Origin of the sequence: Actinopolymorpha singaporensis, from assembly GCF_900104745.1 — a bacterium.
Classification (GTDB): Bacteria; Actinomycetota; Actinomycetes; order Propionibacteriales; family Actinopolymorphaceae; genus Actinopolymorpha; species Actinopolymorpha singaporensis.
Window position 1 is genome coordinate 1,989,945 of the sequence record NZ_LT629732.1, and the last position, 24,654, is coordinate 2,014,598.

The 24,654-nt window shown below is 72.2% G+C and carries 25 protein-coding genes; 11 read left to right on the forward strand and 14 right to left on the reverse strand.

Annotation, left to right across the window (positions count from 1 at the left end; genetic code table 11):
- Positions 1-106 precede the first annotated feature (106 nt).
- From BLU27_RS09030 to BLU27_RS09045, 4 genes are read left to right on the forward strand one after another with little or no spacing between them, the layout of a single operon-like run.
- On the forward strand, positions 107-262 hold the full coding sequence (locus BLU27_RS09030; RefSeq protein WP_092652338.1) for a Sp36 family protein: 156 nt from the start codon (positions 107-109) through the stop codon (positions 260-262).
- The gene (locus tag BLU27_RS09035; protein WP_092652340.1) at positions 259-720 is read left to right on the forward strand and encodes a RidA family protein; all 462 of its coding nucleotides are present in this window, start codon (positions 259-261) and stop codon (positions 718-720) included. The genes BLU27_RS09030 and BLU27_RS09035 overlap by 4 nt, the downstream gene beginning before the upstream one ends.
- A 9-nt stretch (positions 721-729) precedes the next feature.
- A complete protein-coding gene (locus tag BLU27_RS09040) occupies positions 730-1,683 on the forward strand; it encodes an NUDIX hydrolase (RefSeq protein ID WP_241827867.1) in 954 nt (317 codons plus the stop codon).
- On the forward strand, positions 1,680-2,549 hold the full coding sequence (locus BLU27_RS09045) for an MBL fold metallo-hydrolase (protein WP_241827868.1): 870 nt from the start codon (positions 1,680-1,682) through the stop codon (positions 2,547-2,549). The genes BLU27_RS09040 and BLU27_RS09045 overlap by 4 nt, the downstream gene beginning before the upstream one ends.
- A 9-nt stretch (positions 2,550-2,558) precedes the next feature.
- On the opposite strand, the gene BLU27_RS09050 is transcribed toward BLU27_RS09045, so the two are convergent.
- Entirely contained in the window at positions 2,559-3,233 is a 675-nt protein-coding gene (locus tag BLU27_RS09050) for a Crp/Fnr family transcriptional regulator (RefSeq protein ID WP_092652342.1), read from the reverse strand.
- Positions 3,234-3,502: 269 nt separating this feature from the next.
- Here BLU27_RS09050 and nth point away from each other — a divergent pair, with 269 nt between their 5' ends.
- The 4 genes from nth to BLU27_RS09070 are packed head-to-tail and all read left to right on the forward strand — an operon-like array spanning position 3,503 to position 6,841.
- Positions 3,503-4,246 carry an endonuclease III gene (gene nth, locus BLU27_RS09055; RefSeq protein WP_422386098.1) on the forward strand — a complete coding sequence of 248 codons (744 nt, stop codon included), beginning with the start codon at positions 3,503-3,505 and terminating at the stop codon, positions 4,244-4,246.
- Positions 4,243-4,962: a TlpA family protein disulfide reductase gene (locus tag BLU27_RS09060; RefSeq protein WP_092652346.1), complete on the forward strand. Its 720-nt coding sequence runs from the start codon at positions 4,243-4,245 to the stop codon at positions 4,960-4,962. Before nth ends, BLU27_RS09060 begins: the two co-directional genes overlap by 4 nt.
- Positions 4,959-5,666 carry an NUDIX hydrolase gene (locus BLU27_RS09065; RefSeq protein WP_092652348.1) on the forward strand — a complete coding sequence of 236 codons (708 nt, stop codon included), beginning with the start codon at positions 4,959-4,961 and terminating at the stop codon, positions 5,664-5,666. The genes BLU27_RS09060 and BLU27_RS09065 overlap by 4 nt, the downstream gene beginning before the upstream one ends.
- Complete coding sequence (locus BLU27_RS09070; RefSeq protein WP_092652350.1) at positions 5,663-6,841, forward strand: MarP family serine protease; 1,179 nt, start codon at positions 5,663-5,665, stop codon at positions 6,839-6,841. The genes BLU27_RS09065 and BLU27_RS09070 overlap by 4 nt, the downstream gene beginning before the upstream one ends.
- Positions 6,842-6,908: 67 nt before the next feature.
- Here the strand turns inward: BLU27_RS09070 and BLU27_RS09075 are convergent, their stop codons facing one another.
- The 4 genes from BLU27_RS09075 to BLU27_RS09090 form a co-directional block, all read right to left on the reverse strand.
- Positions 6,909-7,823 carry an alpha/beta fold hydrolase gene (locus tag BLU27_RS09075; protein WP_092652353.1) on the reverse strand — a complete coding sequence of 305 codons (915 nt, stop codon included), beginning with the start codon at positions 7,821-7,823 and terminating at the stop codon, positions 6,909-6,911.
- A 72-nt stretch (positions 7,824-7,895) separates the two neighbouring features.
- Positions 7,896-8,375, reverse strand: a complete 480-nt coding sequence (locus BLU27_RS09080) for a phage holin family protein (RefSeq protein WP_092652355.1) — start codon at positions 8,373-8,375, stop codon at positions 7,896-7,898.
- Positions 8,376-8,433: 58 nt separating this feature from the next.
- A complete protein-coding gene (gene nhaA, locus BLU27_RS09085; RefSeq protein WP_092652357.1) occupies positions 8,434-9,657 on the reverse strand; it encodes a Na+/H+ antiporter NhaA in 1,224 nt (407 codons plus the stop codon).
- A 115-nt stretch (positions 9,658-9,772) separates the two neighbouring features.
- The gene (locus BLU27_RS09090) at positions 9,773-10,768 is read right to left on the reverse strand and encodes a TrmH family RNA methyltransferase (RefSeq protein ID WP_241827869.1); all 996 of its coding nucleotides are present in this window, start codon (positions 10,766-10,768) and stop codon (positions 9,773-9,775) included.
- A 307-nt stretch (positions 10,769-11,075) separates the two neighbouring features.
- On the opposite strand from BLU27_RS09090, the gene BLU27_RS09095 reads away from it, so the two are divergent.
- Both BLU27_RS09095 and BLU27_RS09100 read left to right on the forward strand, forming a co-directional pair.
- The gene (locus BLU27_RS09095) at positions 11,076-12,257 is read left to right on the forward strand and encodes a coiled-coil domain-containing protein (protein WP_092652359.1); all 1,182 of its coding nucleotides are present in this window, start codon (positions 11,076-11,078) and stop codon (positions 12,255-12,257) included.
- Between the two features lie 53 nt (positions 12,258-12,310).
- Positions 12,311-12,979, forward strand: a complete 669-nt coding sequence (locus BLU27_RS09100; RefSeq protein WP_092652361.1) for an MOSC domain-containing protein — start codon at positions 12,311-12,313, stop codon at positions 12,977-12,979.
- Positions 12,980-13,001: 22 nt separating this feature from the next.
- Here the strand turns inward: BLU27_RS09100 and BLU27_RS09105 are convergent, their stop codons facing one another.
- Entirely contained in the window at positions 13,002-14,054 is a 1,053-nt protein-coding gene (locus tag BLU27_RS09105; protein WP_092652363.1) for a phosphotransferase family protein, read from the reverse strand.
- Between the two features lie 73 nt (positions 14,055-14,127).
- On the opposite strand from BLU27_RS09105, the gene BLU27_RS09110 reads away from it, so the two are divergent.
- Positions 14,128-14,493 carry a hypothetical protein gene (locus BLU27_RS09110; RefSeq protein WP_092652365.1) on the forward strand — a complete coding sequence of 122 codons (366 nt, stop codon included), beginning with the start codon at positions 14,128-14,130 and terminating at the stop codon, positions 14,491-14,493.
- Between the two features lie 12 nt (positions 14,494-14,505).
- On the opposite strand, the gene BLU27_RS09115 is transcribed toward BLU27_RS09110, so the two are convergent.
- The 8 genes from BLU27_RS09115 to BLU27_RS09150 form a co-directional block, all read right to left on the reverse strand.
- Positions 14,506-15,411 carry a zinc-binding dehydrogenase gene (locus BLU27_RS09115; protein ID WP_092652367.1) on the reverse strand — a complete coding sequence of 302 codons (906 nt, stop codon included), beginning with the start codon at positions 15,409-15,411 and terminating at the stop codon, positions 14,506-14,508.
- Between the two features lie 224 nt (positions 15,412-15,635).
- On the reverse strand, positions 15,636-17,594 hold the full coding sequence (gene acs / locus BLU27_RS09120) for an acetate--CoA ligase (protein WP_092652369.1): 1,959 nt from the start codon (positions 17,592-17,594) through the stop codon (positions 15,636-15,638).
- 217 nt (positions 17,595-17,811) lie between these two features.
- Positions 17,812-19,473, reverse strand: a complete 1,662-nt coding sequence (locus BLU27_RS09125) for a solute symporter family protein (RefSeq protein WP_092657441.1) — start codon at positions 19,471-19,473, stop codon at positions 17,812-17,814.
- Between the two features lie 23 nt (positions 19,474-19,496).
- Positions 19,497-19,889: a DUF485 domain-containing protein gene (locus tag BLU27_RS09130; protein ID WP_172804918.1), complete on the reverse strand. Its 393-nt coding sequence runs from the start codon at positions 19,887-19,889 to the stop codon at positions 19,497-19,499.
- Between the two features lie 253 nt (positions 19,890-20,142).
- The gene (locus tag BLU27_RS09135) at positions 20,143-20,823 is read right to left on the reverse strand and encodes an NUDIX hydrolase (protein ID WP_092652371.1); all 681 of its coding nucleotides are present in this window, start codon (positions 20,821-20,823) and stop codon (positions 20,143-20,145) included.
- Between the two features lie 25 nt (positions 20,824-20,848).
- Positions 20,849-21,631, reverse strand: a complete 783-nt coding sequence (locus BLU27_RS09140; protein WP_092652373.1) for a class I SAM-dependent methyltransferase — start codon at positions 21,629-21,631, stop codon at positions 20,849-20,851.
- Positions 21,632-21,764: 133 nt separating this feature from the next.
- Positions 21,765-22,793 (reverse strand): hypothetical protein, encoded by a 1,029-nt coding sequence (locus BLU27_RS09145; protein WP_092652375.1) that lies wholly within the window; start codon positions 22,791-22,793, stop codon positions 21,765-21,767.
- Between the two features lie 396 nt (positions 22,794-23,189).
- Positions 23,190-24,086 carry an HAD family hydrolase gene (locus tag BLU27_RS09150; protein WP_092652377.1) on the reverse strand — a complete coding sequence of 299 codons (897 nt, stop codon included), beginning with the start codon at positions 24,084-24,086 and terminating at the stop codon, positions 23,190-23,192.
- Between the last annotated feature and the right edge of the window lie 568 nt (positions 24,087-24,654).

Here is a 24,654-nt window from a genome sequence, read left to right on the forward strand (position 1 = left end):
GGCCACGTCGGTACCGGACCGCCGGACCGGGGCTCGTGTGGCCCGACACCCGAGGGACATTCCGGGCGGGCGGAGTCCGTCGGCGCGGTGCCATAAGCTCGCGGCCATGACGAAATGGGAGTACGCCACCGTCCCGCTGCTGGTGCACGCGACGAAGCAGATCCTCGACAACTGGGGCGAGGACGGCTGGGAGCTGGTCCAGGTCGTGCCGGGCCCCAACCCCGACAACCTGGTCGCCTACCTCAAGCGGGCAAAGGCGTGAGCGGACCCGAGGGCAGGCTCGCCGACCTCGGGCTGGAGCTGCCGCCGGTGGCCGCGCCGGTCGCGGCGTACGTCCCGGCGGTCCGCACCGGCAGCCACGTGCACACCTCCGGTCAGCTGCCGATCTCCGGCGGGTCCCTGCTGGCGACTGGCAAGGTCGGCGCCGACGTCAGCCCGGAGGACGCGTACGGGCTCGCCCGGCAGGCCACCCTCAACGCGCTCGCCGCGGTGCGCGCGGAGCTCGGTGACCTGTCGTCGGTGACCCGGGTGGTCAAGGTCGTGGTGTTCGTGGCCAGCGCGCCCGACTTCACCGGGCAGCCGAAGGTCGCCAACGGCGCGTCGGAGCTGCTCGGCGCGGTGTTCGGCGACGCCGGCCAGCACGCCCGCAGCGCGGTCGGCGTCGCGGTGCTGCCGCTGGACGCTCCGGTCGAGGTCGAGCTCGTGGTGGAGACGGGGTGAGCACCCCCGGTGGACGCGGACGCGGGTGAGACGGGGGCGCTCGGCGGGCCGGCGTACGACACGTCGGTCCGGGCCGTGCCGCCCGCCCTGGTCGAACGCGCCGCCCGGCTGGATGCGGGGGAGTTCACCCCGGTCAGGCCGCGGCACGCGTCCACCGTCGTGCTCCTGCGTGACGGTTCCGCCGGCCTGGAGGTCTACCTCCTGCGCCGGCACACCTCGATGGCGTTCGCCGCGGGGATGTACGCCTTCCCGGGAGGCTCGGCCGACGCCCGTGACGCCGACGCCGCGGTGGGATGGGCCGGCCCGGCACCCGCGGAGTGGGCTGCACGGCTGGGGTTCGCCGACGAGCGGCTCGCGCGGGCCTCGGTGTGTGCAGCCGTACGCGAGACCTTCGAGGAGGCGGGCGTCCTGCTCGCCGGCCCCGACACCGGCACCGTGGTCGCCGACCCCACCGGGGACGACTGGGAGCGCGACCGGATGGCTCTGCTCGGCCGGGTGCTGCCCTTCGCCGAACTGCTCGAACGCCGCGGCCTGGTCCTGCGTTCGGACCTGCTGGCAGCGTGGGACCACTGGATCACCCCGCGGGTCGAGGAACGCCGGTTCGACACCAGGTTCTTCGTCGCGGCGCTGCCGGCCGGCCAGCAGCCCCGGGACGTGTCCGGCGAGGCCGACCGGGTGGCGTGGATGCGGCCCGCCGACGCGCTGGCCTCGGTTCACCGTGGCGAGATGCGGATGCTGCCCCCCACCTATCTCACCCTCGCCTCCCTCACCGACCTGCCCGACGTCGAGGCGGCGCTGGCCGCCGCCGGCGAGCGGACCATCCGGCCGGTGCAGCCGCGGGTCCGCCGCACGCCCGACGGCGGGCGGTGGGTGCTTCCCTGGGATGCCGACTGGGATTCCCGCGTGACCGGAGACGCGGCCCCGGCCGACAGCTCGGCGTACGACGAGGGGGAGTTGCGGTGACCGCGGCGGGGTGGTGGACGGGTGGGCCGGTGGGCCCGCGGGCGGTGTGCGTGCTCGCGGACAACCCGGGTCCGATGACGCTCTCCGGCACCAACACGTGGGTGCTGTTCGGCTCCTCAGGCGACGCGCTGGTGGTCGACCCCGGCCCTGCCGACGAAGGTCATCTGCGGCAGGTCCTTGCGGCGGGTGCGTCGCGCGGCGGCCGGGTGACGGGGGCGGTGCTCACCCACGGCCACCTCGACCATTCCGAGGGCGCGCGCCGGTTCGCCGAGCTGGCCGGATGCCCGCTGCGCGCGGTGGCCCCGGCGTACGCCCGGGACGGCGGACTGGCCGACGGCGACGTGCTGACGGTCGACGACCTCGCCCTGCGGGTGGTCGCCACGCCGGGACACACGTCCGACTCGGTGTCGTTCCTGGTCCCGGACCTGGCCGGCACGGACCCGGGGGACACGGCTTCGTCGGTCGGCGGCGCGGGCGCGGCCGTTCTGCTCACCGGCGACACTGTGCTGGGCCAGGGGACCACGGTGGTGGCCCACCCCGACGGAGCGCTCGGGCCCTACCTCGCCTCGCTGCGCCGGCTTCGCGACCTGGTCGCGCAGGTGCCCGTACGCCAACTCCTGCCCGGACACGGCCCGCCGGTCGAGGACCCGCGTGGCGTCCTCGACCACTACCTCACTCACCGGGCCGAACGCCTGGAGCAGGTGCGCGCGGCCGTCCGGTCGGGTGCGCGGACGCCGCGGGAGGTGGTCGAACGCGTGTACGCCGAGGTCGATCGGTCGTTGTGGCCGGCGGCAGAGCAGAGCGTCCGCGCCCAGCTCGACTATCTCGACGCGCTCGCCGACGCGGCCGGCGCCGCCGACGCCTGACCGGGCCGGTCAGCGGGCGCGGTTGCTGAGCCGCTCCACGTCGAGGATCACGACCGCCCGCTGCTCCAGCCGGATCCAGCCCCGGTGCGCGAAGTCCGCCAACGCCTTGTTGACGGTCTCCCGGGACGCGCCGACGAGCTGGGCGAGCTCCTCCTGCGTCAGGTCGTGGTGGACGTGGATGCCGCCGTCGGCGGGCCGGCCGAACCGGCGGGCCAGGTCCAGCAGCGCCTTGGCGACCCGGCCGGGTACGTCGGAGAACACCAGGTCGGCGACCGCCTCGTTGAGGGCGCGAAGCCGCGAGGCGAGCTGGTGGAGGAGGTTGCGGGACACCTCGGGCCGGCCGGTCAGCCAGGTCATCAGCTGGTCCTGGCCCAGCACCAGCAGCGTGGTGTCGGTGACCGCCGTGACCGTGGAGGACCGCGGGCCCGGGTCGAAGACCGACAGCTCGCCGAACATCTGGCCCGGCCCGAGCACCGAGAGGAGGTTCTCCCGGCCGTCGGAGGATGTCCGGCCCATCTTGACCTTGCCGTCGATCACGACGTACAACTCGTCACCGATGTCGCCCTCGTGGAAGAGCGCGTCGCCGCGGCGCAGTCGGATCTCGTGCATGGCGGCGCGCAGAGCCGTCGCCGCGGCGTCGTCCAGGCCCGCGAACAGCGGCGCTTGCCGCAGCACGTCGTTCACTCGGTGATCCTCCTCCGGGCCCGCGCCCTGCCGACCCGCGGTCTAGTGTGCCGCGCCACACCGTGATCGCGGTAGCTAGGCCACGTAGGCTGACCCGCGTGACTCCACCCGCCGCGGGTTCGGCCCGCTCCACGACCCGCCCCGGGCGCGGCTCCGCGAGTTCGCCGAGCAGCTCAGCGGACAAGCCCGCCGGCAGGGCCGCAGGCAGGACAGGCAGGACAGGCAAGGCCGCGGACAAGCCCGCGAAGGCCGCGGACAAGCCCGCGAAGATCGCGGGCAGGGCAGCGAAGGGCGCCGGTCGCCCCGAGGAGAGCCGGCTGGCGCTGGTCCGCCGGGCGCGGCGGATCAACCGGATCCTGGCCGAGACCTACCCCGACGCGCACTGCGAGCTCGACTTCGCCGACGCGTTCCAGCTGCTGGTGGCCACGATCCTGTCCGCCCAGACCACCGACAAGCGGGTCAACCTCGTCACTCCCACCCTGTTCGCGAAATACCCGACCGCGGCCGACCTGGCCGCCGCCGACCCCGAGGACGTCGAGTCGATCATCCAGTCGACCGGGTTCTTCCGGGCGAAGACGAAGTCGATCATGGGGATGGCGCAGGCGCTGGTCGAGCGCTACTCGGGTGAGGTGCCGGGCAAGCTGAAGGATCTCGTCACCCTTCCCGGCGTGGGCCGCAAGACCGCCAACGTCGTCCTCGGCAACGCGTTCGGCGTCCCCGGCATCACCGTCGACACCCACGTACAGCGGTTGTCCCGGCGGTTCGGGTGGACCACCGAGACCGATCCGGTGAAGATCGAGCACGAGATCGGCGCGCTGATCGAGAAGCGCGAGTGGACCGACATGTCCCAGCGCCTCATCTGGCACGGACGCCGCCGGTGTCACTCCCGCCGGCCGGCGTGTGGCGCCTGCCCGGTCGCGCCGCTGTGCCCCTCCTTCGGCGAGGGACCGACCGACGCCAAGACCGCGAGCAAGCTCGTCCGTAGTGCCGCGGAGGCACTGGACACCCAATGAGGCGCGGTGGGAGACGAACGGCGTACGCGGTCGCGGGCCTCTCGCTCGCCCTGCTGAGTGCGGGCTGCGCGGGAACGAGCGGTCCGGACGAGCAGCAGCCGGCAGGCGTCGGCGAGCGGGTCACCGAGTCGCAGTCGCCGACCAGTACGCCGGCGTCAAGGGCGGCCCCCCGCCCGGACAGCAAGCGGCTCGCCACGCTGCGCGCGCGGGCCGGGATCGCGCCCTGTGCCGAGGCGACGGCCGGGCCGGGTGGGTCGGTGCACCGGGCGCCCCCGGCGCGTCCCGGCGGGAAGCCGCTGCCCGACGTGACCCTGCCCTGCCTGGGCTCCGGGCCGGCCGTCCACCTGCCCCACCTGAAGGGCGCTCCGACGGTGCTCAACGTCTGGGCGCAGTGGTGCGGACCGTGCCGGCAGGAGGCGCCGCACTTCCAGAAGCTGTACGCCGCGGCCGGCGACTCGCTGCGCGTCGTGGGCGTCGACTACGCCGACCCGCGTCCCGAGCTCGCCCTCGCCTTCGCCCGTGACCTCGGCCTGCGCTACCCGCAGCTGGCCGACCCCGACAAGCGGCTGCTGGCGCCCTTCGGGCTGCTCGTCGGCATCCCCGCCACCGTTTTCGTGAACGCCGACGGCAAGGTCGTGCACGTGGCACACCGGGCGTACGACTCGGAGCGGGAACTGCGCCAGGACGTACGGACCTACCTGGGAGTGAAGCTGTGAGGACCGACGCCCGCGCTGACCAGAACCCGATCGACCTGCCCACCTGGCTCGAACCCGTCCGCGGCGTCGCCCGCCGCGCCCGGCCCGGCGACTTCAGCCGGGCACTGCCACCCGACGGCGGCGGACGTGCCTCGGCCGTCCTGCTGCTGTTCGGCGAGGGCGTGCACGGCCCCGACATCCTGCTGATCGAACGCGCCCACACGCTGCGCTCGCACGCCGGCCAGCCCGCCTTCCCCGGCGGCGCCATCGACCCCACCGACACCGGCCCGGTGGCCGCGGCGCTGCGGGAGACCGTCGAGGAGACCGGGCTGGACCCCACCGGCGTCACGGTGTTCGGGACGCTGCCCGACCTCTACCTTCCGCCGTCCGGGTATCTCGTCACGCCGGTCCTCGGCTGGTGGCACGCACCCTCGCCGGTTCGCGTGGTCGACGTCGCGGAGGTGGCGTCGGTGCACCGCGTACCGCTGGAGACACTGGTCGACCCCGCCAACCGGTTGTCCGTACGCCATCCGTCCGGCTTCGTCGGCCCGGCGTTCGCGGTGGCCGGACTGGTCGTGTGGGGCTTCACCGGCGGGATACTCGACCGGCTGATCGCCCTCGCCGGCTGGGAACGGCCCTGGGACGACAACCGGGTCGAGGACCTGCCCACCCATCTGGTCGAGCTCGGCACGGCCCGTGCCACCGAGGACGGGAGGCCGTCGTGAACGTGCTCGACATCATCCTGATCGTCGCGGCGATCTGCTACGGCATCTCCGGCTACCGGCAGGGGTTCCTCATCGGCGCCCTCGGCGTCGCCGGCCTGATCGGCGGCGGGTTGGCCGGTGCCTGGCTCGCGCCCGTCGTCCTGGACAAGTACGAGCCCAGCCTGCGCGTCTCGCTGGTGGCGCTCGGCATTGTGCTGGCCGGCGCCTTCCTCGGCCAGGCGCTCGGTGCCGCGCTCGGGGCCGCCCTGCGCTCGCGCGTTACCTGGCGTCCGGCGCACTTCGTCGACGCGACCGCGGGCGCCGCGCTCAGCATCGCCGCCATGCTCGTGGTGGCCTGGATTCTCGGGTCCGCGGTCGCCAACGCGCGTTTCGGTGACGTCTCCACGACCGTCCGCGGTTCGCGGGTGCTGGCGACCGTCGACGAGATCGTCCCGCCGTTCGGCTCGCAGGCGGTGCAGGCGTTCGGCCGGGTGGTCGACCCCAGCCTGTTCCCGCGTTATCTCGCGCCGTTCGAGGCCGAACGCATCGCGCCCGCCCAGCCGCCGGCCGCCGGTGTGCTGAAGGACCCCGACATCCGGCGCGCCGGCCGCAGCGTGGTGCGGGTGACCGGCGTGGCGCTGGAGTGCTCGCGCTCCCTGGAGGGCTCGGGGTTCGTCTACGCGCCGAACCGCGTGATGACCAACGCCCACGTGGTGGCCGGGGTGTCGGCGCCACGGGTGGAGACCCGCGAGGGCCGCCGCTACCACGCCCGCGTGGTGTCGTACGACCCCGAGCGCGACGTCGCGGTCCTGGCCGTGCCCGACCTGCCGCTCGCACCGGTACCGCTGGACGAGGGCGCCAAGCCCGGCGACGAGGGCGCGGTGCTCGGGTATCCCGGCAACGGCCCGTTCACCGCCGGCGCGGCCAGGGTGCGTTCGGAGCAGGCGCTGCGGGGCCCGGACATCTACGGCAACCAGCAGGTCACCCGCGAGGTGTTCTCGCTGTACGCCAAGGTCCGGCCGGGCAACTCCGGCGGCCCGCTGGTCTCGACCGAGGGCCATGTCACCGGGCTGGTCTTCGCCGCTTCGGTCGAGGACGGCTCGACGGGGTACGCCCTGACCGCGGAAGAGGTGGCCGGCAACGCCCGGGCCGGGGTGAACGCCCGGGAACCGGTGTCGACCGGCGGCTGTTCCTGACCGGGTTTCCCGGCGCGCCAGACGGACTCGCGGCCCGGCGTACTGCCCGCCCGGCCGACGCCTGGGATCAGGCCTCGTCGAGCCAGGCCAGGAGCTCCTTGAGGAAGGCGTCCGGCGCCTCCTCGTGCGGGAAGTGGCCCACGCCGTCCAGCAGTCGCCATCGGTGGGGGCCGGCGACGTACTCCGCCGACCCCTCGGCAGTGGCGGGCAGGACAGACGGGTCCAGCATCCCGTGCACCTGCAGCACCCGCTGGGTGACGGGCTGCTTCATCCGGGCCACGAACCTGCGTCCGTCGGAGCGGAACGCCGCACGCACCAGCCAGCGGTAGTACTCCAGCGCGCAGTGCGGCGCCGGCCACAGCTGCATCGCCGTGCGGTAGCGCCTGGCCGCCTCGGGATCGGGGAACGCCGAGCCGGGTGCGGACCACCGCCGCAGCAGGCGTTCGACGAGCGCACCGTCGTCGGCGACCAGTTGGCGTTCGGGCAGCAACGGCGCCTGGAACGACACCACGTGCCCGGCGGAGCGGAGCTGGCTGCCGCCCCGGAACGCCTCGCGGCGCAACCGCAGCGGGTGCGGCGCACCGACCACGGCCAGCGAGTTGACCTGACGGGGATGCAGGGTGGCGGTGGCCCAGGCGACGTACCCGCCCCAGCCATGCCCGACCAGGACGGCGTCGGAGTGGCCGAGCGATCGCACCAGCCCGGCCACGTCGCCGGCCAGGGTCACCGGGTCGTAGCCGCGCGGCGTCTTGTCGCTACCGCCGTAACCGCGCAGGTCCATGGCTGCGGCACGGTATCCCAGGTCGGCCAGGGCGGGCAGCTGGTGCCGCCACGCCCACCAGAACTCGGGGAAACCGTGCAGGAAGAGGACGAGCGGTCCGTTGCCGCACTCGGCCAGGTGAAACCGCGCGCCGTTGGCCGCCACCCAGCGGTGGGTCCACGGCCCGTCGATCTCGACAGCTCCCCCTGCGTGGGCGCTCATGCCCCCACTGTCCCATAGCGGACAGCGAGCCGACGCGGAGGTGACCGCTCCGCGCCCTCAGGGCGTGTTGACCTACCGTCCCGACGGGCCGAGCTGCGGCCGCCCGCCGGCGTTCTGGTCGTGGTGGCCGAGCTGCTGGACCATCGTCTTGGTCTCGTCGATGGACCGCTTGGTGCGCTCGGGCGGACCGGCCTTCTTCATGTTGCGCTTGCCGATCAGCGCGAGGATGCCGGCGATGATCAGGTAGACGACCCCGACGACGACGAACGCGATCGCCGGATGCAGGCCTGCGGCGACGAGGCCGTAGCCCGCTGCGATGGACAGCATCAGGAACGCGACGTATCCGAGGAACGCCGCACCGCCGAACATGCCGGCGCCCTTGCCTGCCGCCGTGGCGCTCTCCTTCAGTTCCACCTTGGCAAGCTCGATCTCGCCACGAAGCAGGGTGGACAGGTCGCGACTGGCGTCCGCGACGAGCTGGCCTAGCGACCGCTCGTCGGACGCCGAGGCGCGGGACTGCGATCCGGGCACAGTGTCGTGCTGCGTGGCCATGCGCGCTCCTTGCCTCGTGACGGCTCCTGGCGACGTTCTCGACCAGGTCGCGACCAGACTATGACGATGTCACCTGACGTGCTCGAAGCCGCAGCCGAAGAAGTACCACCGCGATCGCCGCGGCGACCAGCGAGGCGGTGAGTACGGCCGCCTTCACCCGGGCCGCCTCCGCCGGGTCGGAGCCGAACGCGAGATCGGAGACCAGCAGCGAGACGGTGAACCCGATCCCGGACAGCGCGGCCACGGCGAACAGGTCCCGCCACTCCAGGTCGGGGTTGAGGTCGGCCCGGGTGAAGGTCGCCGTCAGCCAGGCTCCGCCGAAGACACCGACCGCCTTTCCGACGACCAGGCCGACCATGACGCCGACCGCGGCGGGGTCGCGCACCATCGCACCGAGCGCCGCCGCGCTCACCGGGACCCCGGCCGCGAACAACGCGAACGCCGGTACGGCCAGGCCGGCCGACAGGGGGCGGATCCGGTGTTCGAGGCGTTCGGCGGGGGAGTGCTCCTCGCCCGGGTCGGGCCGCACCCTGGTCAGCAGGCCGAGCGCGACCCCTGCCACCGTCGCGTGCACTCCGCTCTCGTGCACGAACCACCAGACCGCGATGGCCAGCGGGAGGTAGATCCACGGCGTACGGACCCGGCGACGCTGCAGGTAGGCGTACACGCCGAGCAACGCCACCGCCGCCGCCAGCGCCAGGAGGTCGAGGTGGTCGGTGAAGAACACCGCGATCACCGTGATGGCGCCCAGGTCGTCCACGACCGCCAGCGTGAGCAGGAACGCGCGCAGCGCCGCCGGCAGGGCCGAGCCCGCGACGGCGAGGACGGCCAGCGCGAACGCGATGTCGGTGGCGGTCGGCACCGCCCACCCGCCGAGGGTGGACCGGTCACCGGAGCCGGCAACCACCGCGACGTACAGCAGCGCGGGCACCACCATCCCGGCCAGCGCGGCGACGACAGGAACCAGGGCGAGGGACAGCCGGCGCAGGGAGCCGGTGACGAGTTCACGCTTGAGTTCCAGGCCGGCGACGTAGAAGAAGATCGCCAGCAGCCCGTCGGCGGCCCACTGCTCCACCGACAGCGGGCCGATCGCGAACTCGCGTACGTGCTCGTAACCGGCGTGCCACGGGGAGTTGGCCCAGACGAGCGCGATCACCGCGGCGCCGAGCAGGAGGGCGCCGCCCACGGTCTCCTGGCGCAGGACGTCGCCGAGGAAGGAGCGTTCGGCGCCGGTCTGGTCGGGAAGGACGAGCCGTCGGATGCGTACGGTGGGGCGCGCCATGGTGGTCTCCGTCCGTCGGCTGGGTCGGCGGAGGACCGCGCGTGGGCAGGCTCCGCTGAGGACTGCCGACCAGACTTCCCGGCGCACCGGGTCCCACCCTACGGGACGGCTGGGTTCACCTCGGGTGGCCGCTCCGCCGCTGGCGGCCGGCCTCGTAGAGGACGACAGTGCCCGCGACCGCGGCGTTCAGTGAACTGGCGGCGCCACCGGCCGGTATCCGGGCCACGATGTCGCAGGCCTCGCGCCAGCCCGCGCTCATGCCGCGGGTCTCGTTCCCGACGACCAGCAGAGTGGGGCCGGTCAGGTCGACCTGGTCGACGTCCTCGGTCCCGGCCTCGTCGGTCCCGACCACCTGCATTGGTACGCCGGCCGCGCGTAGGTCGGCGACCCAGGCGAGCACGTCACGGGGTGCGGCGGCCCGCACCGTGGGCAGCGCGAACAGCGAGCCGGTACTCGCCCGCACCGCCTTCGGGTCGTAGACGTCCGCGGCGTGGCCGGTGACCAGCACGCCCCGGGCGCCGAACGCGTCGGCGGAGCGGACCAGCGTGCCGATGTTGCCGGGGTTGGCGGGCCGGTCGAAGACCACCACCAGGCCGTCGGCGCCCACGTCGATCCGGTCCATCCGGTCGGGGGGAATCCTGGCCACGGCGAGAAGTTCGGGCAGGTCGTCGGACTTCTCACCGAGTTCGCGCAGGAGTTCGGGATCCATCGCGACGTGCTGCACGTCCGGTTGCTCGGCGCGAATCCGTTCGGTGATCCGCCGAGCCCATTCCGACGTCGCCGCCGCCTCCACCGACCTGCCGGCCGCCGGGCGCAGCAGCGCGCTCAACGGCCAGCCGTGTTCCACCGCCAGGCTGATCGGTCGTACGCCGTGCACGAGGAACTCACCCTGGTGGTTGCGCTTCGTCCGGTTGTCCAGCAGCGCGTGCCACTGCTGGAACCGCGCGTTGCGGGCGCCGACGTGCAGATCCTGGCCGACCCGGGGCCCGTCCTTGGCTCGCGGTGCTGATGCCGGTCCGGGGCCGGAACTGGTTCGGGACGCGGCTCGGGATCCAGCCCTGGACCCGGGTCCGGATCCCGGGCGGTGGGGGCGGCGCGGAGTGCTCGACACGGGTCCCGATGCTGGCACAGGTGCGCCCCGCGCGGATGCGGCGCCTCGGCCCTGACGGTGTACCGGTATGACCTTCTCACGCCTTATGCACGGCCTGGTTGGTGTCGGTGACGACGGTTAGGATTTCCTCACGTCGCCCGCGAGGCGTTCGGTGTTCGCGAGCGGCCCACAACAGCTGCCGAAACGACGTCGTTGCCCGCGGCGCCGTTGGTGACGTGTGCCTTCCGGCCACGCCCTCCGCTCGACGCAGGACCCCGCCCGTACTCACCGCCAGAGCTTTCCCGCCGGACCCGAAGGACGAGTGCCCATGCCAGACTCCATCCCCACCTCGTTCCGCGTTGTCCGCCGGGGCTACGAGCCGACCCAGGTGGACCAGACGGTCCGCAAGCTCAACGAGACCCTGGACGCCGTACGCCGGGAGAAGGCCTACCTCGCCGGCCGGGTGCAGGACCTCGAGACGAAGGCCGTGCAGGCCCGGGAGCGACGGAGCGAGTCGGCCTACGCCGATCTCGGCGAGCGCATCGGCCGCATCCTCGCGTTGGCCGAAGAGGAGGCCGCCGAGCAGCGTGCAGCGGCGACCACCCACGCCCACGAGCTGCGCCAGGAGGCCGAACAGGCCGCCGGTGAGCTGCGCAAGGAGGCCGAGCGGTACGCCACCGAGCGGCGCGCCGAGGCCGACCGCGGCGCTGCGGAGCTGCTGAGCGAGGCGAAGGACCAGGCCGCGGAGATCGTCGATGCCGCCGAGCGGGACGCCGCCGCCCTCCGGGCCGAGGCGGAGGCGCTGCTAGAGGACCAGCGGGCCAAGTCCGCACAGGCCGCCGTCGACCTCGAACGCGCCCTCGCCCAACGTCGCGAGCACGCCGACCGGGACATCGCCGAGCGGCGGTCGGCCGCCGAGCAGCACCTCGCGGTGGTCCTGGAGCGCGCTGAGCAGACCCACGCCGAGGCCGACCGCCGCCAGGCCGAGGCCGCCGCACAGGCCGAGCGTTCGATCGAGGAGGCGCAGCGCAAGGCGCAGACGATCGTGGCCGAGGCGAAGGCGCGCTCGGAGCGGATCCGCGGCGACGCCGACCGGGAGCTGAAGTCCATCACCCAGCGGCGGGACAGCATCCTCGCCCAGATGGCCAACCTTCGGCAGATGCTCGCCACCCTGTCCGGGGGCGAGGACGCAGGCTTCGCGCTGGCCGCCGTCGGTGTGCCGGGTTCCTCCGCGCCGTCCACCGGCCAGGAGGCGCCGCAGGACGCCGGACAGAACGCAGGCGACGGTGCGGACGAGAAGCCGGGTGAGAAGGCGGAGGAAGCGTCGGCGACCGCGGACGCGCCCGAGCACGGCGACCGAGGGACCAACGGCGACCGCCCGGCGGGAGGGCCCGCGGCTCCGGACGTCCCGCAGCCGGGCAACGCCGGCGACAAGACCCAGCAGCTGGCGCCCGTACGCCCCGACGACCCGACGGTGCAGCAGCCTCGGGTGCAGCTGCGACGCAGGTGACCGGCGCCCCGTCAGATCCAAAAGCAGTTGCGGTGCCCAGTAGGGTCGCCGCGATGGCACACGTTCTCTCCGTCAACGTCGGGGCACCCGAACCCAACCCGCACAAGGACACCGAGTCCACCGGTATCGGCAAGCTGCCGGTCACCGAGCCGGTCGACGTACGCGCACCCGGGCCCAAGCACGGCGGGCAGGGCAGCGGTCTGGTCGGCGACTTCATCGGCGATCGGAAGAACCACGGCGGTGACGACCAGGCGGTGTACGCCTACGCCCGGGAGGATCTCGACCACTGGCAGCGCGTGCTCGGCCGGGAGCTGCGGCCTGGTTCGTTCGGGGAGAACCTCACCACGGTCGACGTGGACGTCAACGGCGCCCGGATCGGCGAGCGGTGGCGGATCGGTTCGACGGTTCTCGAGGTGTCGGTGCCGCGGATCCCGTGCTCGACGTTCGCCGGCTGGCTCGCCGAGCGTGGGTGGATCAAGACGTTCACCCGCGGCGCCCTGCCCGGGGCCTACCTCCGGGTGGTCACGCCCGGACAGGTGCGTACCGGTGACGAGGTGGTCGTCGTCCACCGGCCCGACCACGACGTCACCATCGCGCTGACGTTCCGTGCCCTCACTCTGGAGCCGGAGCTGTTGCCGAAGCTGCTGGCCGCCGACGCGTTGCCCGCCGAGGTGCATGACCGGGTCCGACGCCGGCAGGGCTTCCAGCTCGACGACGACTGACGGTGAACCTCCTGGAGGGGTGTCAGCCGGGCAGCAGGGCGAGGAGTTCGCGCATCTCGTCGTAGGACTCGGCGACGCCGACGTGGTTGCCCAGACGGTGGCGTTCCAGCCGGGCGGCGGCGAGGTGCGAGGCCCGGTAGATCAGCCGGCGCAGCCTCGCCTCGTCGGCGTTCGTCAACGGTCCGTACGCCTCCCAGAACGCGTCCCGCTCGGTGCCCGGCCGCCGGCCCGCGAGCAGGATCGACCAGTCCGCTTCGGGGTCGCCCCATGAGCACCGGTGGCAGTCGAACACACCGCAGACAGTCGGCTCCGGAGCGCCCGGAGTGAGCATCACGTTGACTGTCCACAGGTCGCCGTGCAGCAGGCGGGGCTCGCGGATCCGGTCCAGCACGGTGCGGTGGGCGACGGCAACCTGGGCCAGCCGGCGTACGTCGGTGGCGTCCAGGCCGAGGTCGTCCAGGTCGGCGGCGAGATCGTCCAGGTGAGCGGCCACCGCCTCGCTCCAGGTGTCGAACGCCGGGCCGGAGACCGGGCCGAAGCGTTCTCCACGTACGTCGTGGACGACCCGGGTGATCGCGCCCAGGTTCCGGTAGAACGCCGCCCAGGACGCCCGCGGGTAGGCGGCCAGTCCCTCGGGCGCCGGTACGCCGTGCAGCAGTGACTGGAACACGTAGTCCCGGCCCACGACCTGCTGGCTGAAGTCGGTCGCGAGCAGCCTCGGCATGAGCGCGGCGATCGGGGCGAGGTGGGGGATGCTCGCGACCTCGTTGCGCAGGAATGCGTGATCGGTGCGGGACTGCCGGGCGGGCTCCGGCGCGACCCGCAGAATGACCGAGCGATCCCTGCGCGGGTTCGCGCCCGAGGGCTCGCCGGGGCTCTCATGTGGGTCCTCGCCGGTGTTCACGTCGGTGAGGTCGACGCTGTAGGTGTTGTTGTACGTGCCGTTACCGAGTTCGACCGCCGCGCGGACCTGCACGTGCGTGCCGAAGGCGCGACGGGTCATGGCCACCACCTGCTCGGCGGTGACCGACTGCTGGAACGCTTCCGACGGGCGTTCGATCGGCTGGAAGTCCACGAGTGCCAAGGATCTCCCGGTGACCAGAGTCTGCGCATCGGCCGCTGTCGGTGGCCGGGGTTAACGTACGCCGATGGCAGAGGGAACGCTCATCGCCGAGAGCCTGCGCACCGACTGCGAACTCGACGAACTCGACCTCACCGTGCACAGGATCGTCCGCGTCGACGCCGGAGACCCCACGGCGGGGCAGCCGGCGCTGTGGACGCTGCTGTCGTTCTCGCTGCCCGACGAGCGGGCGCCGAGACTGGCGGCGCAGTTCGTCGGTGCGCTGGACGTCGGCAGCTGGTACGTCGACTTCCGGACGAACGAAGAGACGTTCGTCGTCTACGCCGGGCGGATCTTCCGCCATCCACGCGGCGACCAAGCTGGCGAAGCTGCGGCCAAGGCGTACGGTCTTTCGGTCGGAGTACCCGCGCCACAGCTGGACTGGCCGACCTGAGCGACCGGGCGCTCAGCTGACGTCGAGTACGGCCTTTCCGGCCACCTGGCGGCCGAACAACGCCTCGACCGCCTCGGCCATCTGCTCCCACGAGCCGCGCCAGCCGACCTGGATGTCGAGGCGGCCGCGGGCGGCGAGGCCGACGAGATAGCCGAGGTCGCCGGCGAGGTTGCCGCCCATGGTGAACGCCTCCAGCCTGCGCCGGGTGCCGACCGTGGCGTACGGCGGGAACACCGCCGGCTCACCGGAGGTGGCGCCGATCGACTGCAGCGAGCCGCCCTCGCCCAGCAGGCCGAATGCCTTCACCAGGTGCGGGCCGCCTACGTTGTCCACCACCCCGTGCAGCGGACCCGCCACCGTGTCCACACCGACGACCACCTCGTCGGCGCCGAGCTCGGCCAGGCCGGCGCCGCGTTCGGGCCGGCCGACACTGGCGATCACGTACGCACCGGCCAGCGCCGCGATCTGCACCGCGAACCTGCCCACCCCGCCGGACGCCCCGGTCACCAGGACCCGCTCGCCCCCGACGAACCCGAACCTGCGGATCGCCCGAAGCGCGGTCACGCCGGCAACCGGGAGAGCGCTGGTCGTGCCCAGGTCGATCTCGTCGGGCACCACGGCGAGCTCGGTGGTGTCCACCGCGCGCAGCCCCGCCCAGGCGCCGGCCGGACCGAACGTCACCACCCGGGAGCCCTCCGCCGGACCGCTCCCGTCGGCGGCCGCAGCGACCACGACACCGGCGGCGTCCCAGCCCGGCACCAGGCCCTCGGGCTGGTTGGGCAGGCCGGCCAGCTCGCCGTAGTTCAGGGAGAACGCCCGCACCTCGACCAGTGCCTGGCCGGCGGCCGGTCGGGGGTCGGATGCCTCGGCCAGCCGCAGATGTGCGGGAGCGGAGTGATCGACGACGAGTGCGCGCATGGTGTCCTTCCGGAGTTCGCCGGACGGCTGGAGGGCTGGCGAGAACCAGCCAGAACCAGCCAGGACCAGCCAGTGGTGCGTACCTCGGGTCTACCCCGGCCAGTGATCCGCAGCCTCGACACGCCCGGGACCATCGGTGACGTGGCCCTGAAGGTTTCCGATTCGCAAATCCTTCAGGGCCACGTCGTCACGGCTCGGCTCCGACCCGTGGCCGGTCCGCCGGCTCAGTCGTCGTCAGCGGCGCCGGGCGTGGAGAGGTTGGACCGGATCAGCTCCATCACCGAGGAGTCGGTGAGGGTGGTGACGTCGCCGAGCTCGCGGTTCTCCGCCACGTCGCGCAGCAGCCGGCGCATGATCTTGCCGGAGCGCGTCTTCGGCAGCTCCTCCACCACGAGGATCTGGCGGGGCTTGGCGATCGGCCCGATTTCGGAGGCCACGTGGTTGCGCAGCTCCTTCGCCGCCTCCTCCCCGGACTCGGCCGCGCTGCCGCGCAGGATCACGAACGCCACGACGGCCTGCCCGGTCGTCGGGTCGGTGGCCCCCACCACGGCTGCCTCGGCCACCTTCGGGTGGGACACCAGCGCGGACTCGATCTCGGTGGTGGACAGCCGGTGCCCGGAGACGTTCATGACGTCGTCGACCCGGCCGAGCAACCAGATGTCGCCGTCGTCGTCCTTCTTGGCACCGTCACCGGCGAAGTAGCGACCCTCGAACCGCGACCAGTACGTGTCGATGTAACGCTGGTCGTCGCCCCACAGCGTCCGCAGCATCGCCGGCCACGGCTCGGTGAGCACGAGGTAACCGCCGGCGCCGTTGGGCACCGGGTTGCCGGCGTCGTCGACCACCTCGGCGGAGATCCCGGGCAGCGCAGTCATGGCCGCGCCCGGCTTCCCCTCGGCCACGCCCGGCAGCGGGGTGATCATGATGCCGCCCGTCTCGGTCTGCCACCAGGTGTCCACGACCGGGGTCCGGCCGCCACCGATGTAGGTGCGGTACCACACGTACGCCTCGGGGTTGATCGGCTCGCCGACGCTGCCCAGCACGCGCAGCGAGGACAGGTCGAACTCCGCCGGGATGTCCTCGCCCCACTTCATGAACGTCCGGATCGCGGTGGGCGCGCAGTAGAGGATGCTGACACCGTACTTCGCGATCAGCTCCCACCAGCGGCCGCGGTGCGGGGTGTCCGGCGTGCCTTCGTACATCACGCTCGTCACGCCGTTGGCCAGCGGGCCGTAGACGATGTAGGAGTGACCGGTGACCCAGCCGATGTCGGCGGCGGTCCAGTAGACGTCGTCCGGCTTGACGTCGAAGACCGCCCAGTGCGTCCAGGCGACCTGGGTGAGGTAGCCGCCGGTGGTGTGCAGGATGCCCTTGGGCTTGCCGGTGGTGCCGCTGGTGTACATGACGTAGAGCGGCTGCTCGGCGTCGAAGAACTCCGCCGTGTGCTGGTCGCTCTGCTTGTCGACGACCTCGTGCCACCACAGGTCGCGGCCCTCGGTCCACTCCACGTCCTGGGCGGTCCGCTTCACCACGAGGACGTTGCGCACGTCCGGGCATTCGGTGAGCGCCTGGTCGACCTGCGGCTTCAACGCGCTCGGTGCGCCCCGGCGGTAGCCTCCGTCGGAGGTGATCACGATCCGCGCGTCGCAGTCCTGGATGCGGTCGCGCAGTGCGCTCGCCGAGAACCCGCCGAACACCACGGTGTGTGGCGCACCCAGCCGGGCGCAGGCCAGCATCGCGACCACGGTCTCGGGGATCATCGGCATGTAGATGGCCACCCGGTCGCCGGCCCGCACACCCAGCTCGGTCAGCGCGTTGGCCGCCTTGGAGACCTCGCGCAGCAGGTCGGCGTAGGTGATCGTGCGGGTGTCGCCCGGCTCGCCCTCCCAGTGGTAGGCAACCTTGTCGCCGTTGCCGGCCTCGACGTGGCGGTCCAGGCAGTTGTACGCGGCGTTGATCCGGCCGCCCACGAACCACTTCGCGAAGGGCGCCTTGCTCCAGTCGAGCGCCTCGTCCCACTCGCGGTCCCAGTGCAGCCGGCGGGCCTGCTTCTCCCAGAAGGCGATCCGGTCGGCGTCCGCCTCGGCGTAGGTCTCCTTGGTGACGTTGGCGGCGGCGGCGAGCTCCGCGGGCGGCGGGAAGCGGCGGTCTTCCCGCAGGAGGTTCGACAGTGCTTCGCTCACGGACAACCCCTTCTTCGGTGTGCTGGCAGTCTGGCGTCCAGGACGTGTTTCTAGACCCTAGCCCTCCGGCCCGGCAGCCCGGGAGCGTGCCCGGCCCGCACCCGGTGGCCTGGACCGGCGGGAGGCTGACAGTGCACACCAAGGGCGACGCGGGCCATCCGGGCGGGCGCACAGCGTGACGGATCCGCAGTCCACCGTGCGGTCCCGACGGGGCGGGTCAGCGCCCGGACGCCACCTCCGCTCCGGCGCCGGTCAGGGCGCGCACCTGCAGTTCGTCGAAGCGGGGTTCGGAGTCGCGGTCCCTGCTCGAGACGGTGCCCGCCCACCCGAGCAGGAACCCGAGCGGAATGGACACGATGCCGGGGTTCTCCAGCGGGAACCACGCGAAATCGACGCCCAGCGGGAAGAGCGAGGCGCTCGTACCGTCAGGCGCGACCTTGCCCGAGACCACAGGGGAGAAGAAGACGAGCAGCACGGCGCTGCCCAGCCCGCCGTAGATGCTCCACACCGCGCCCCGGGTGTTGAACCGGCGCCAGAACAGGTTGTAGACGATCGCCGGGAGGTTTGCCGAGGCCGCCACCGCGAACGCCAGCGCCACCAGGAAGGCGACGTTGAGCCGCTGCGCCGGGATCGCCAGCACGATCGCCACCGCCCCGATCAGGATCGCCGCCATCCTGGCGACCCGGACCTCCTGGCGTTCGGACGCCTGACCGCGCCGGAGCACGTGCGCGTAGATGTCGTGGGCGAACGACGACGCCGAGGTGAGCGTCAGGCCGGCGACCACCGCGAGGATGGTGGCGAACGCCACCGCGGCGATCAACGCCAGCAGGACCGCACCACCGGTCGTGCCCGCACCACCTCCGGCCGCCTGCGCCAGCAGCGGGGCGGCGACGTTGCCCGCGGTCGCCGCCACCTGGGAGTCCGGGCCGGTGTCGAGCATGGCCGCCGCGCCGAAGCCGAGCACCAGCGTCATCAGGTAGAAGGCGCCGATGATGCCGATCGCCCACTGCACCGAGGACCGTGCCGCGCGCGAGGTCGGCACGGTGTAGAAGCGGATCAGGATGTGCGGCAGGCCGGCGGTGCCGAGGACGAGGGCGAGGCCGAGGGACAGGAAGTCGATCCGGGAGGTCAGCGACTTGCCGTACTTCAGCCCTGGTTCGATGAACGCCTGCCCCTTGCCGCTGCGGTCCGCGGCCGTGCCCAGCAGGTCGGAGAGGTTGAAGCCGAACTTCCACAACACGATGCCGGTGACCAGCAGTGTGCCGCCCATGAGCAGGACGGCCTTGACGATCTGCACCCAGGTGGTGCCCTTCATCCCGCCGACCGTGACGTAGAAGATCATCAGCGCGCCGACGAGAGCGATGGTGAGGTTCTTGGCGGTGTCGCTGCTGATGCCCAGCAGCAACGCCACCAGAGAGCCCGCCCCGACCATCTGCGCCAGCAAGTAGAAGATCGAGACGCCGAGTGTGGACACCGCGGCGGCGGTGCGTACCGGCCGCTGGCGCATGCGGTAGGCGAGCTGGTCGGCGAGGGTGAACCGGCCGGAGTTGCGCAGGAGCTCGGCCACCAGCATCAGCGCGACCAGCCACGCCACGAGGAACCCGATGGAGTACAGGAAGCCGTCGTACCCCGAGAGCGCTATCGCTCCGGAGATGCCGAGGAACGACGCGGCCGACATGTAGTCGCCGGAGATCGCCATGCCGTTCTGGAAACCGGAGAAGGACCGGCCGGCGGCGTAGTAGTCGGCGGCGGTGCGGTTCTGCCTGCTGGCCACCAGCGTGACGTACAACGTGACTGCCACGACGACGAGGAACAGCACGATCGTCAGCGTGCGGTGGTCGGAGGACTGGACCGGCGCCGCCACCTTGGCCGCCGCCATCTGGGCCGCCGTCGGAAGGCCGCTCATGATGCGGCTCCGGTCTGGGAGCGGGTGCTCTCGAACCGGTCATTGAGCTCTCCGGCCACCGGATCGAGGTGGCGGCGCGCGTGCCGGCTGTAGAGGAACGCGATCACGAACGTGGACAGGAACTGCAGCAGCCCCCACACCAGCGCGACGTTGACGTTGCCGGCCACCTTGGTGCTCATCAGCCCGGGTGCCCAGTTGGCGCACGCGACGTAGAGGAGGTACCACGCCAGGAAGGCGACTGTCCACGGGAACGCGAACCCGCGGTGCCGCCCGCGCAGCCGGCGGAACTCCTCGCTGTGCGCGATCTCCGCGTACGCGCTGTGGTCCGAGACGGTCGGTCCGGCCCCGGGATCGGGTTTCGGCTCCGGTCTCGCGTCGGGTCCGGCCACGCTGCCCACCTCCGCTGTGTGCGGCGCCTGCCTACCGACGGGCAGCCGCGTCCGACGTTGTGGCGGTGCCTCACCGGTACGTCCCGGTGTCGCACCGTGACTTCGTTGGAGGCCAACGTAGAGGTGTCGGCGGCGCACCGGAAGTGTTTTCGTCAAGTGGCGCTCACGAAACGGCAAAGCGGTGCCTCGTACGGCCGAGCTCGCGGCCTGCTCCCAGTCGGTCGAAGCCGATGCGTCAGCCGGCGTCGGTTGGTCAGTCGAAGTCGGTGGGCAGGGCGGGGTCGCGGTGATGGGCGAGCAGGATCGCCAACTGGTCCGCGGTGCACCGGGCGGTGGACAGCGCGGGCAGCTCGTCGAGGGCGAAGAAGCCGACGTCGACGGTCTCGCCGTCCAGGCCCGCCCGCGGTGGTGAGTCGTCCAGCCGGTCGACGAGGAAGAACAGCTTGTACGTGTGCCAGGGACTGCCGGCGTGGCCGTTGCGGACCGAACCGTCGTGCACCGCTGCCAGCCGCCGTGCGCGTACGCGAAGACCGGCTTCCTCGGCGAACTCGCGTTCGGCGGCGGCCGACGGGGAGTCCAGCGCGTCCGCCCAGCCTCCGGGCAGCGTCCAGCGCCCGTCGCCTGCCTCCTGGACCAGCAGCACGCGGTCGTCACGGAAGAGCGCGCCGCGTACGTCGACCTTGGGCGTGGCGTGCCCGGCCTCGGCGTTCAGCGCCGCCCGGAACTCCGCCGCGTCGGGCGTACCGATCAACCCCATCAGGTCGGCCGACATCGACCGCAGCCGTTCGTAGCGGGCGATGTCGTAGCGGTCGGAGCTGTAGGTCAGGCCGTTCTGCGACATCGCGGCCAGCTCGACGGCCATGCGGTGCAGGGCCCGGCCGGGCTCCTCCGCCGCCGGCCGGGTGGACTCTGTGGGGTCCCCGCTGTTGCTCATCGAATCAGTCTCGCACCCGGGACCGTCACCACTTGCGCACACCGGCGCGGTAACAGATCGTCGTGTACGGCAGCAGCAGGCCGTCGGGCTGGCGGGCGGTCACGTCGAAGAGCTGGCCGACGTTGAACAGCAGCTCCTCGCGGTCGGCCGGAGACATCGTCGAGACGTACGACCTGGACGCGACCAGCCGGACCAGCCCCTGCCGGTCCAGTCGCTGCCACATCCGGAACGTCGTCCGCTTCGGCGGGGTGAATAGCCTGCTCCACTCCAGCTTCTCGATCAGCTCCTCCGCGTGCCGGGTCTGCGACCGGTCGGTGCCGAGCAGGCGGGACAGCTGCCGCACCCAGGGGACCGACTCGTCGCGGTAGTTCCACACCAGGCCGAACATCCCGCCGGGTCGCAGGACGCGGGCGATCTCGGCCAGCGATGGTTCGGTGTCGAACCAGTGGAACGCCTGGGCGACGAGTACCGCGTCCGTGCTGCTGCCGGCGAGGGGAATCCGCTCGGCGACTCCCCGGACTGCGAGGGCTTCGGGAACCGCCCGGACCAGTCGGTCCAGCATCGGCTGGGCGGGCTCGACCGCGATGACATCGTGGCCGGCCGCGACCAGGGACCTGGTGAACTTGCCGGTCCCGGCGGCGAGCTCGACGACGGTCGCGGGCCAGCCGGCACGCCTGCGAGGGCTGTCGTCCAGACCGGCCAGCAGCCAGTCCGCGGCGGCCGCAGGATAGTCGGGACGACTGCGTTCGTAGTCCGCTGCGGTGGGTCCGAATGAGCGTCCCAGTGACCGTCGTACCGACTCTTCCATGGTGCGGTGATCGTACGCGAGAGCTCATTGCCGCGGCGGTTTCGGGTCGGTCGATGTGTGGGGTGATCTGGGCGATCGGAAGGCCGATCGTGAGGTGACGAGGAGGCCGATCCGGGGGTGGTCCGGCACCGGCTCAGCGGGCCGGGGCGGGAGCGCCGCAGGTGGCGTCGACCAGGCGGACCAGGGCGACCGTCAGCGACCGGGGACCGTCGGTGAGGGTGCCCGAGATGTGTGCGGCCGGCCGGGTGGTGGCGGTCAGCACCAGATCGGCGTCGGCGAAGCGGCGGGCCCGGGCACAGTCCCGTACCGCGATGTCAACGACGACTTGACGGTCGGTGTCGGAGTGCAGGCGAAGCGGCAGACCGTGCGCGCTGATCACGAACGCGCTGCCGGCAGCCGTACCCAGCGAAGTGAGTTCGACGTCCGGCGCGGAAAGGCCGGAGCCGACCAGCCCCGTCAACCGGAGAGCAGGCGTCCGGCCGGGCGCGCCGATCCGCGCCGCGTTCTCGCCCGACCACCACAACGTGAGTGAGCCGGGACGCCTGCCGCACAGTTCGGCACCAGACTCCAGCCCCGTGGTGTCGACCCCGCCGGTGACGGTGGTTCGCTTTCCGAACGGGCTCCTGGCAACGGCGGTGTAGCGAGGTGCGGGCGTCGAGCGCGAGGTTGCGGCGGCGTCCGTGCCCGACGACGGACAGACCAGTCCGAGGCGAAGGACGTACGCGAGGTAGCCGGCCGGCCGGATGGCCGTGTCGCCCGCGGGCTGCTCCGGCGGTGGGCACTGCCGGCTCGTTCGCAGCCGCGGTAGCCGGACGTCGACGCGTTCGATGGTGAGGGGGTGGTCTCCGAGGTTGTGCAGGACGACGAGGACCGACACGCAGGCGCGGTCGTCCGGCTCGTCGGCGCCGGAGCTTACCTGGGCGAACAACCGGACAGGCTCGGTGTGGGCGATGCCCCCGGGCTGGCGAACCCACCAGATGGTCGCCGCCGCTCCACCGACGAGGCCTACGAGCAGCGCCGCGACCAGGGGCACGAACCGACGACTCCGCAGCCGGCGGCCGCCTCCGTGGCGAGGTCCGCCGGCGGTCGTCTCCTCGACGCGTCCGTCGTCGAGGACCTCGAACGAGGGCTCTCCGGGCGAGTGCCCACCGAACGCCGCCATGCCGCGACGATACGGCGCGGAACCGCCGGTTTGTCCTACGTCGCAGACGTTTTCGTCGTACGCAACGACGCAGATCGCGAACCCCAGGCGGGGATAAGCAGCGAACCGACGCGGAACGGTTGTCCGGTCGTCGGGGAATCGTTCCATCCGCGCAGGTCGTACGACGCGTCCACGCCGGGCGAAGGAGGCGGGCGAGGCGAGCGCGGTAGGCGCACGTCGGCCGGGTGACCAAGCGCGCACCTTGGTGTCGATTCGGTCCCGGGAATCCAGGATCCGAAGCGACCGCCCTCGAAGATGGGCTGGTCGTCGCGTGGGTGCCCCGGCCGGCGTGCACGTCTCGTGCGATCAGAAGTACACCGGAGCGCTTCTTCTGGCCCCACGGGACGTACTGCCTTTCTACGACCTTCGTCCCGCGAAGGAAAGGGCCCGGCCAAGATCTTTACTTTCGGCGCGAAGATCCACCCGGGCGCGTACTTCGGAGATCCGGCCGCTGCGGACGGCCCACACCACCGCCACCGCCGCGCCCGCGCACGCCGCGACGGCCAGCGCGGGCCGGCGGCCGGCAGTGCGCGAGCCGGTCCCGTCCACCGCGGTCGGCCGGGCGAACCGGAGGGTCGGCCAGCCGTTCTCCGCCGCGATGCGGCGCAGGGCGCGGTCGGGGTTGACGGCGTACGGGTGGCCCACCACCTGCAGCAGGGGGAGATCGGTGATCGAGTCGGAGTACGCGTAGCACTCGGCCAGGTCGTAGTGCCGCTCGGCGGCGAGCTCGCGTACGGCGGTCGCCTTGTTCTCGCCGTAGGAATAGAAGTCGATCACGCCGGTGTACTTGCCGTCCTCGACGCCCATCCTCGTGGCGATCACCCGGTCGGCGCCCAGGAGTTCACCGATCGGCCCGACGACCTCCTGCCCGGAGGAGGAGACGATGACCACCTCGTGGCCGGCGGCCTGGTGGTCTGCCATCAACGCGACGGCCTCGGCGAACACCAGCGGCTCGACGACGTGGTGGAGGGCCTCGGCCACGATGTCCTTCACGCCCTGCACGTCCCACCCGGTGACGATCGCCGACAGGTAGGCCCGCATCTTCTCCATCTGCTCGTGGTCGGCGCCGCCAAGAAGGTAGACGAACTGTGCGTACGCCGAGCGCAGCACGGCACGCCGGTTGATCAGACCACCGTTGTAGAACGGGCGGCTGAAGGCGAGCGTGCTCGACCTGGCCAGAATTGTCTTGTCCAGGTCGAAGAACGCCGCAGTCCGGTGGCCGCGGTCGGGCCGGCGCGGGTCTTCGTCGGGCATCGTCGGCAGGTCCTCGTCCGTCGTCGGTCGGGCTGTCGGTCGGGCTGTCGGTCGGCTCGTCGGATCGGGCTCGTCCGGATCGGGCTCGTCGTCCGGCCGATCCCATGGCCGTCCACCAGCCTAGGTCCGCACGGGGGAGGCCGGAACGCTCTGTGCACAACGGTTCGCCGTCGGGCAGTGGTCTTTTCGGTAACGGCTTCGCTCACCGGGCGATCTGCATCCCACCGGCAATGGGAGCGACCGGGCACAAGTCTGAGTGATTGCGGAGAATTCCGGGGTATCGGCCGAATCGGCTGGACCCAACGGGGATCATCGTGGGCGGCCACGGCCTTTTACCGCGAAGGATTGGCGCGGCGGACACCCGTGAGACAAACTGAGTGTGAACCCTCGTCCGAAGTTTGAGACGACTTCGCCGAGGGAAGCTGAATCTCAGCGGCTGATCCCCTCGCCGCTGGTGCCGGCCCAGCTCGCCGAGCGCGCTGAGGCCAGGGACAGCCCCCGCTCTCCCCCCCGGCGGGGGCTGTCTCCTGTGTAGCTCGTGTCGTCTGCTCTCCTGCCCGGCGCGCAC

Bases quoted from the DNA above. Each gene is read 5' to 3' on its own strand.
- BLU27_RS09060 (WP_092652346.1), top strand. From the start codon at position 4,243: ATGAGGCGCGGTGGGAGACGAACGGCGTACGCGGTCGCGGGCCTCTCG.
- BLU27_RS09075 (WP_092652353.1), bottom strand. From the start codon at position 7,823: ATGAGCGCCCACGCAGGGGGAGCTGTCGAGATCGACGGGCCGTGGACC.
- BLU27_RS09095 (WP_092652359.1), top strand. From the start codon at position 11,076: ATGCCAGACTCCATCCCCACCTCGTTCCGCGTTGTCCGCCGGGGCTAC.
- BLU27_RS09115 (WP_092652367.1), bottom strand. From the start codon at position 15,411: ATGCGCGCACTCGTCGTCGATCACTCCGCTCCCGCACATCTGCGGCTG.
- BLU27_RS09080 (WP_092652355.1), bottom strand. From the start codon at position 8,375: ATGGCCACGCAGCACGACACTGTGCCCGGATCGCAGTCCCGCGCCTCG.
- BLU27_RS09145 (WP_092652375.1), bottom strand. From the start codon at position 22,793: ATGGCGGCGTTCGGTGGGCACTCGCCCGGAGAGCCCTCGTTCGAGGTC.
- BLU27_RS09100 (WP_092652361.1), top strand. From the start codon at position 12,311: ATGGCACACGTTCTCTCCGTCAACGTCGGGGCACCCGAACCCAACCCG.
- BLU27_RS09030 (WP_092652338.1), top strand. From the start codon at position 107: ATGACGAAATGGGAGTACGCCACCGTCCCGCTGCTGGTGCACGCGACG.
- BLU27_RS09110 (WP_092652365.1), top strand. From the start codon at position 14,128: ATGGCAGAGGGAACGCTCATCGCCGAGAGCCTGCGCACCGACTGCGAA.
- BLU27_RS09135 (WP_092652371.1), bottom strand. From the start codon at position 20,823: ATGAGCAACAGCGGGGACCCCACAGAGTCCACCCGGCCGGCGGCGGAG.
- BLU27_RS09140 (WP_092652373.1), bottom strand. From the start codon at position 21,631: ATGGAAGAGTCGGTACGACGGTCACTGGGACGCTCATTCGGACCCACC.
- nhaA (WP_092652357.1), bottom strand. From the start codon at position 9,657: ATGGCGCGCCCCACCGTACGCATCCGACGGCTCGTCCTTCCCGACCAG.
- BLU27_RS09125 (WP_092657441.1), bottom strand. From the start codon at position 19,473: ATGGCGGCGGCCAAGGTGGCGGCGCCGGTCCAGTCCTCCGACCACCGC.
- BLU27_RS09150 (WP_092652377.1), bottom strand. From the start codon at position 24,086: ATGCCCGACGAAGACCCGCGCCGGCCCGACCGCGGCCACCGGACTGCG.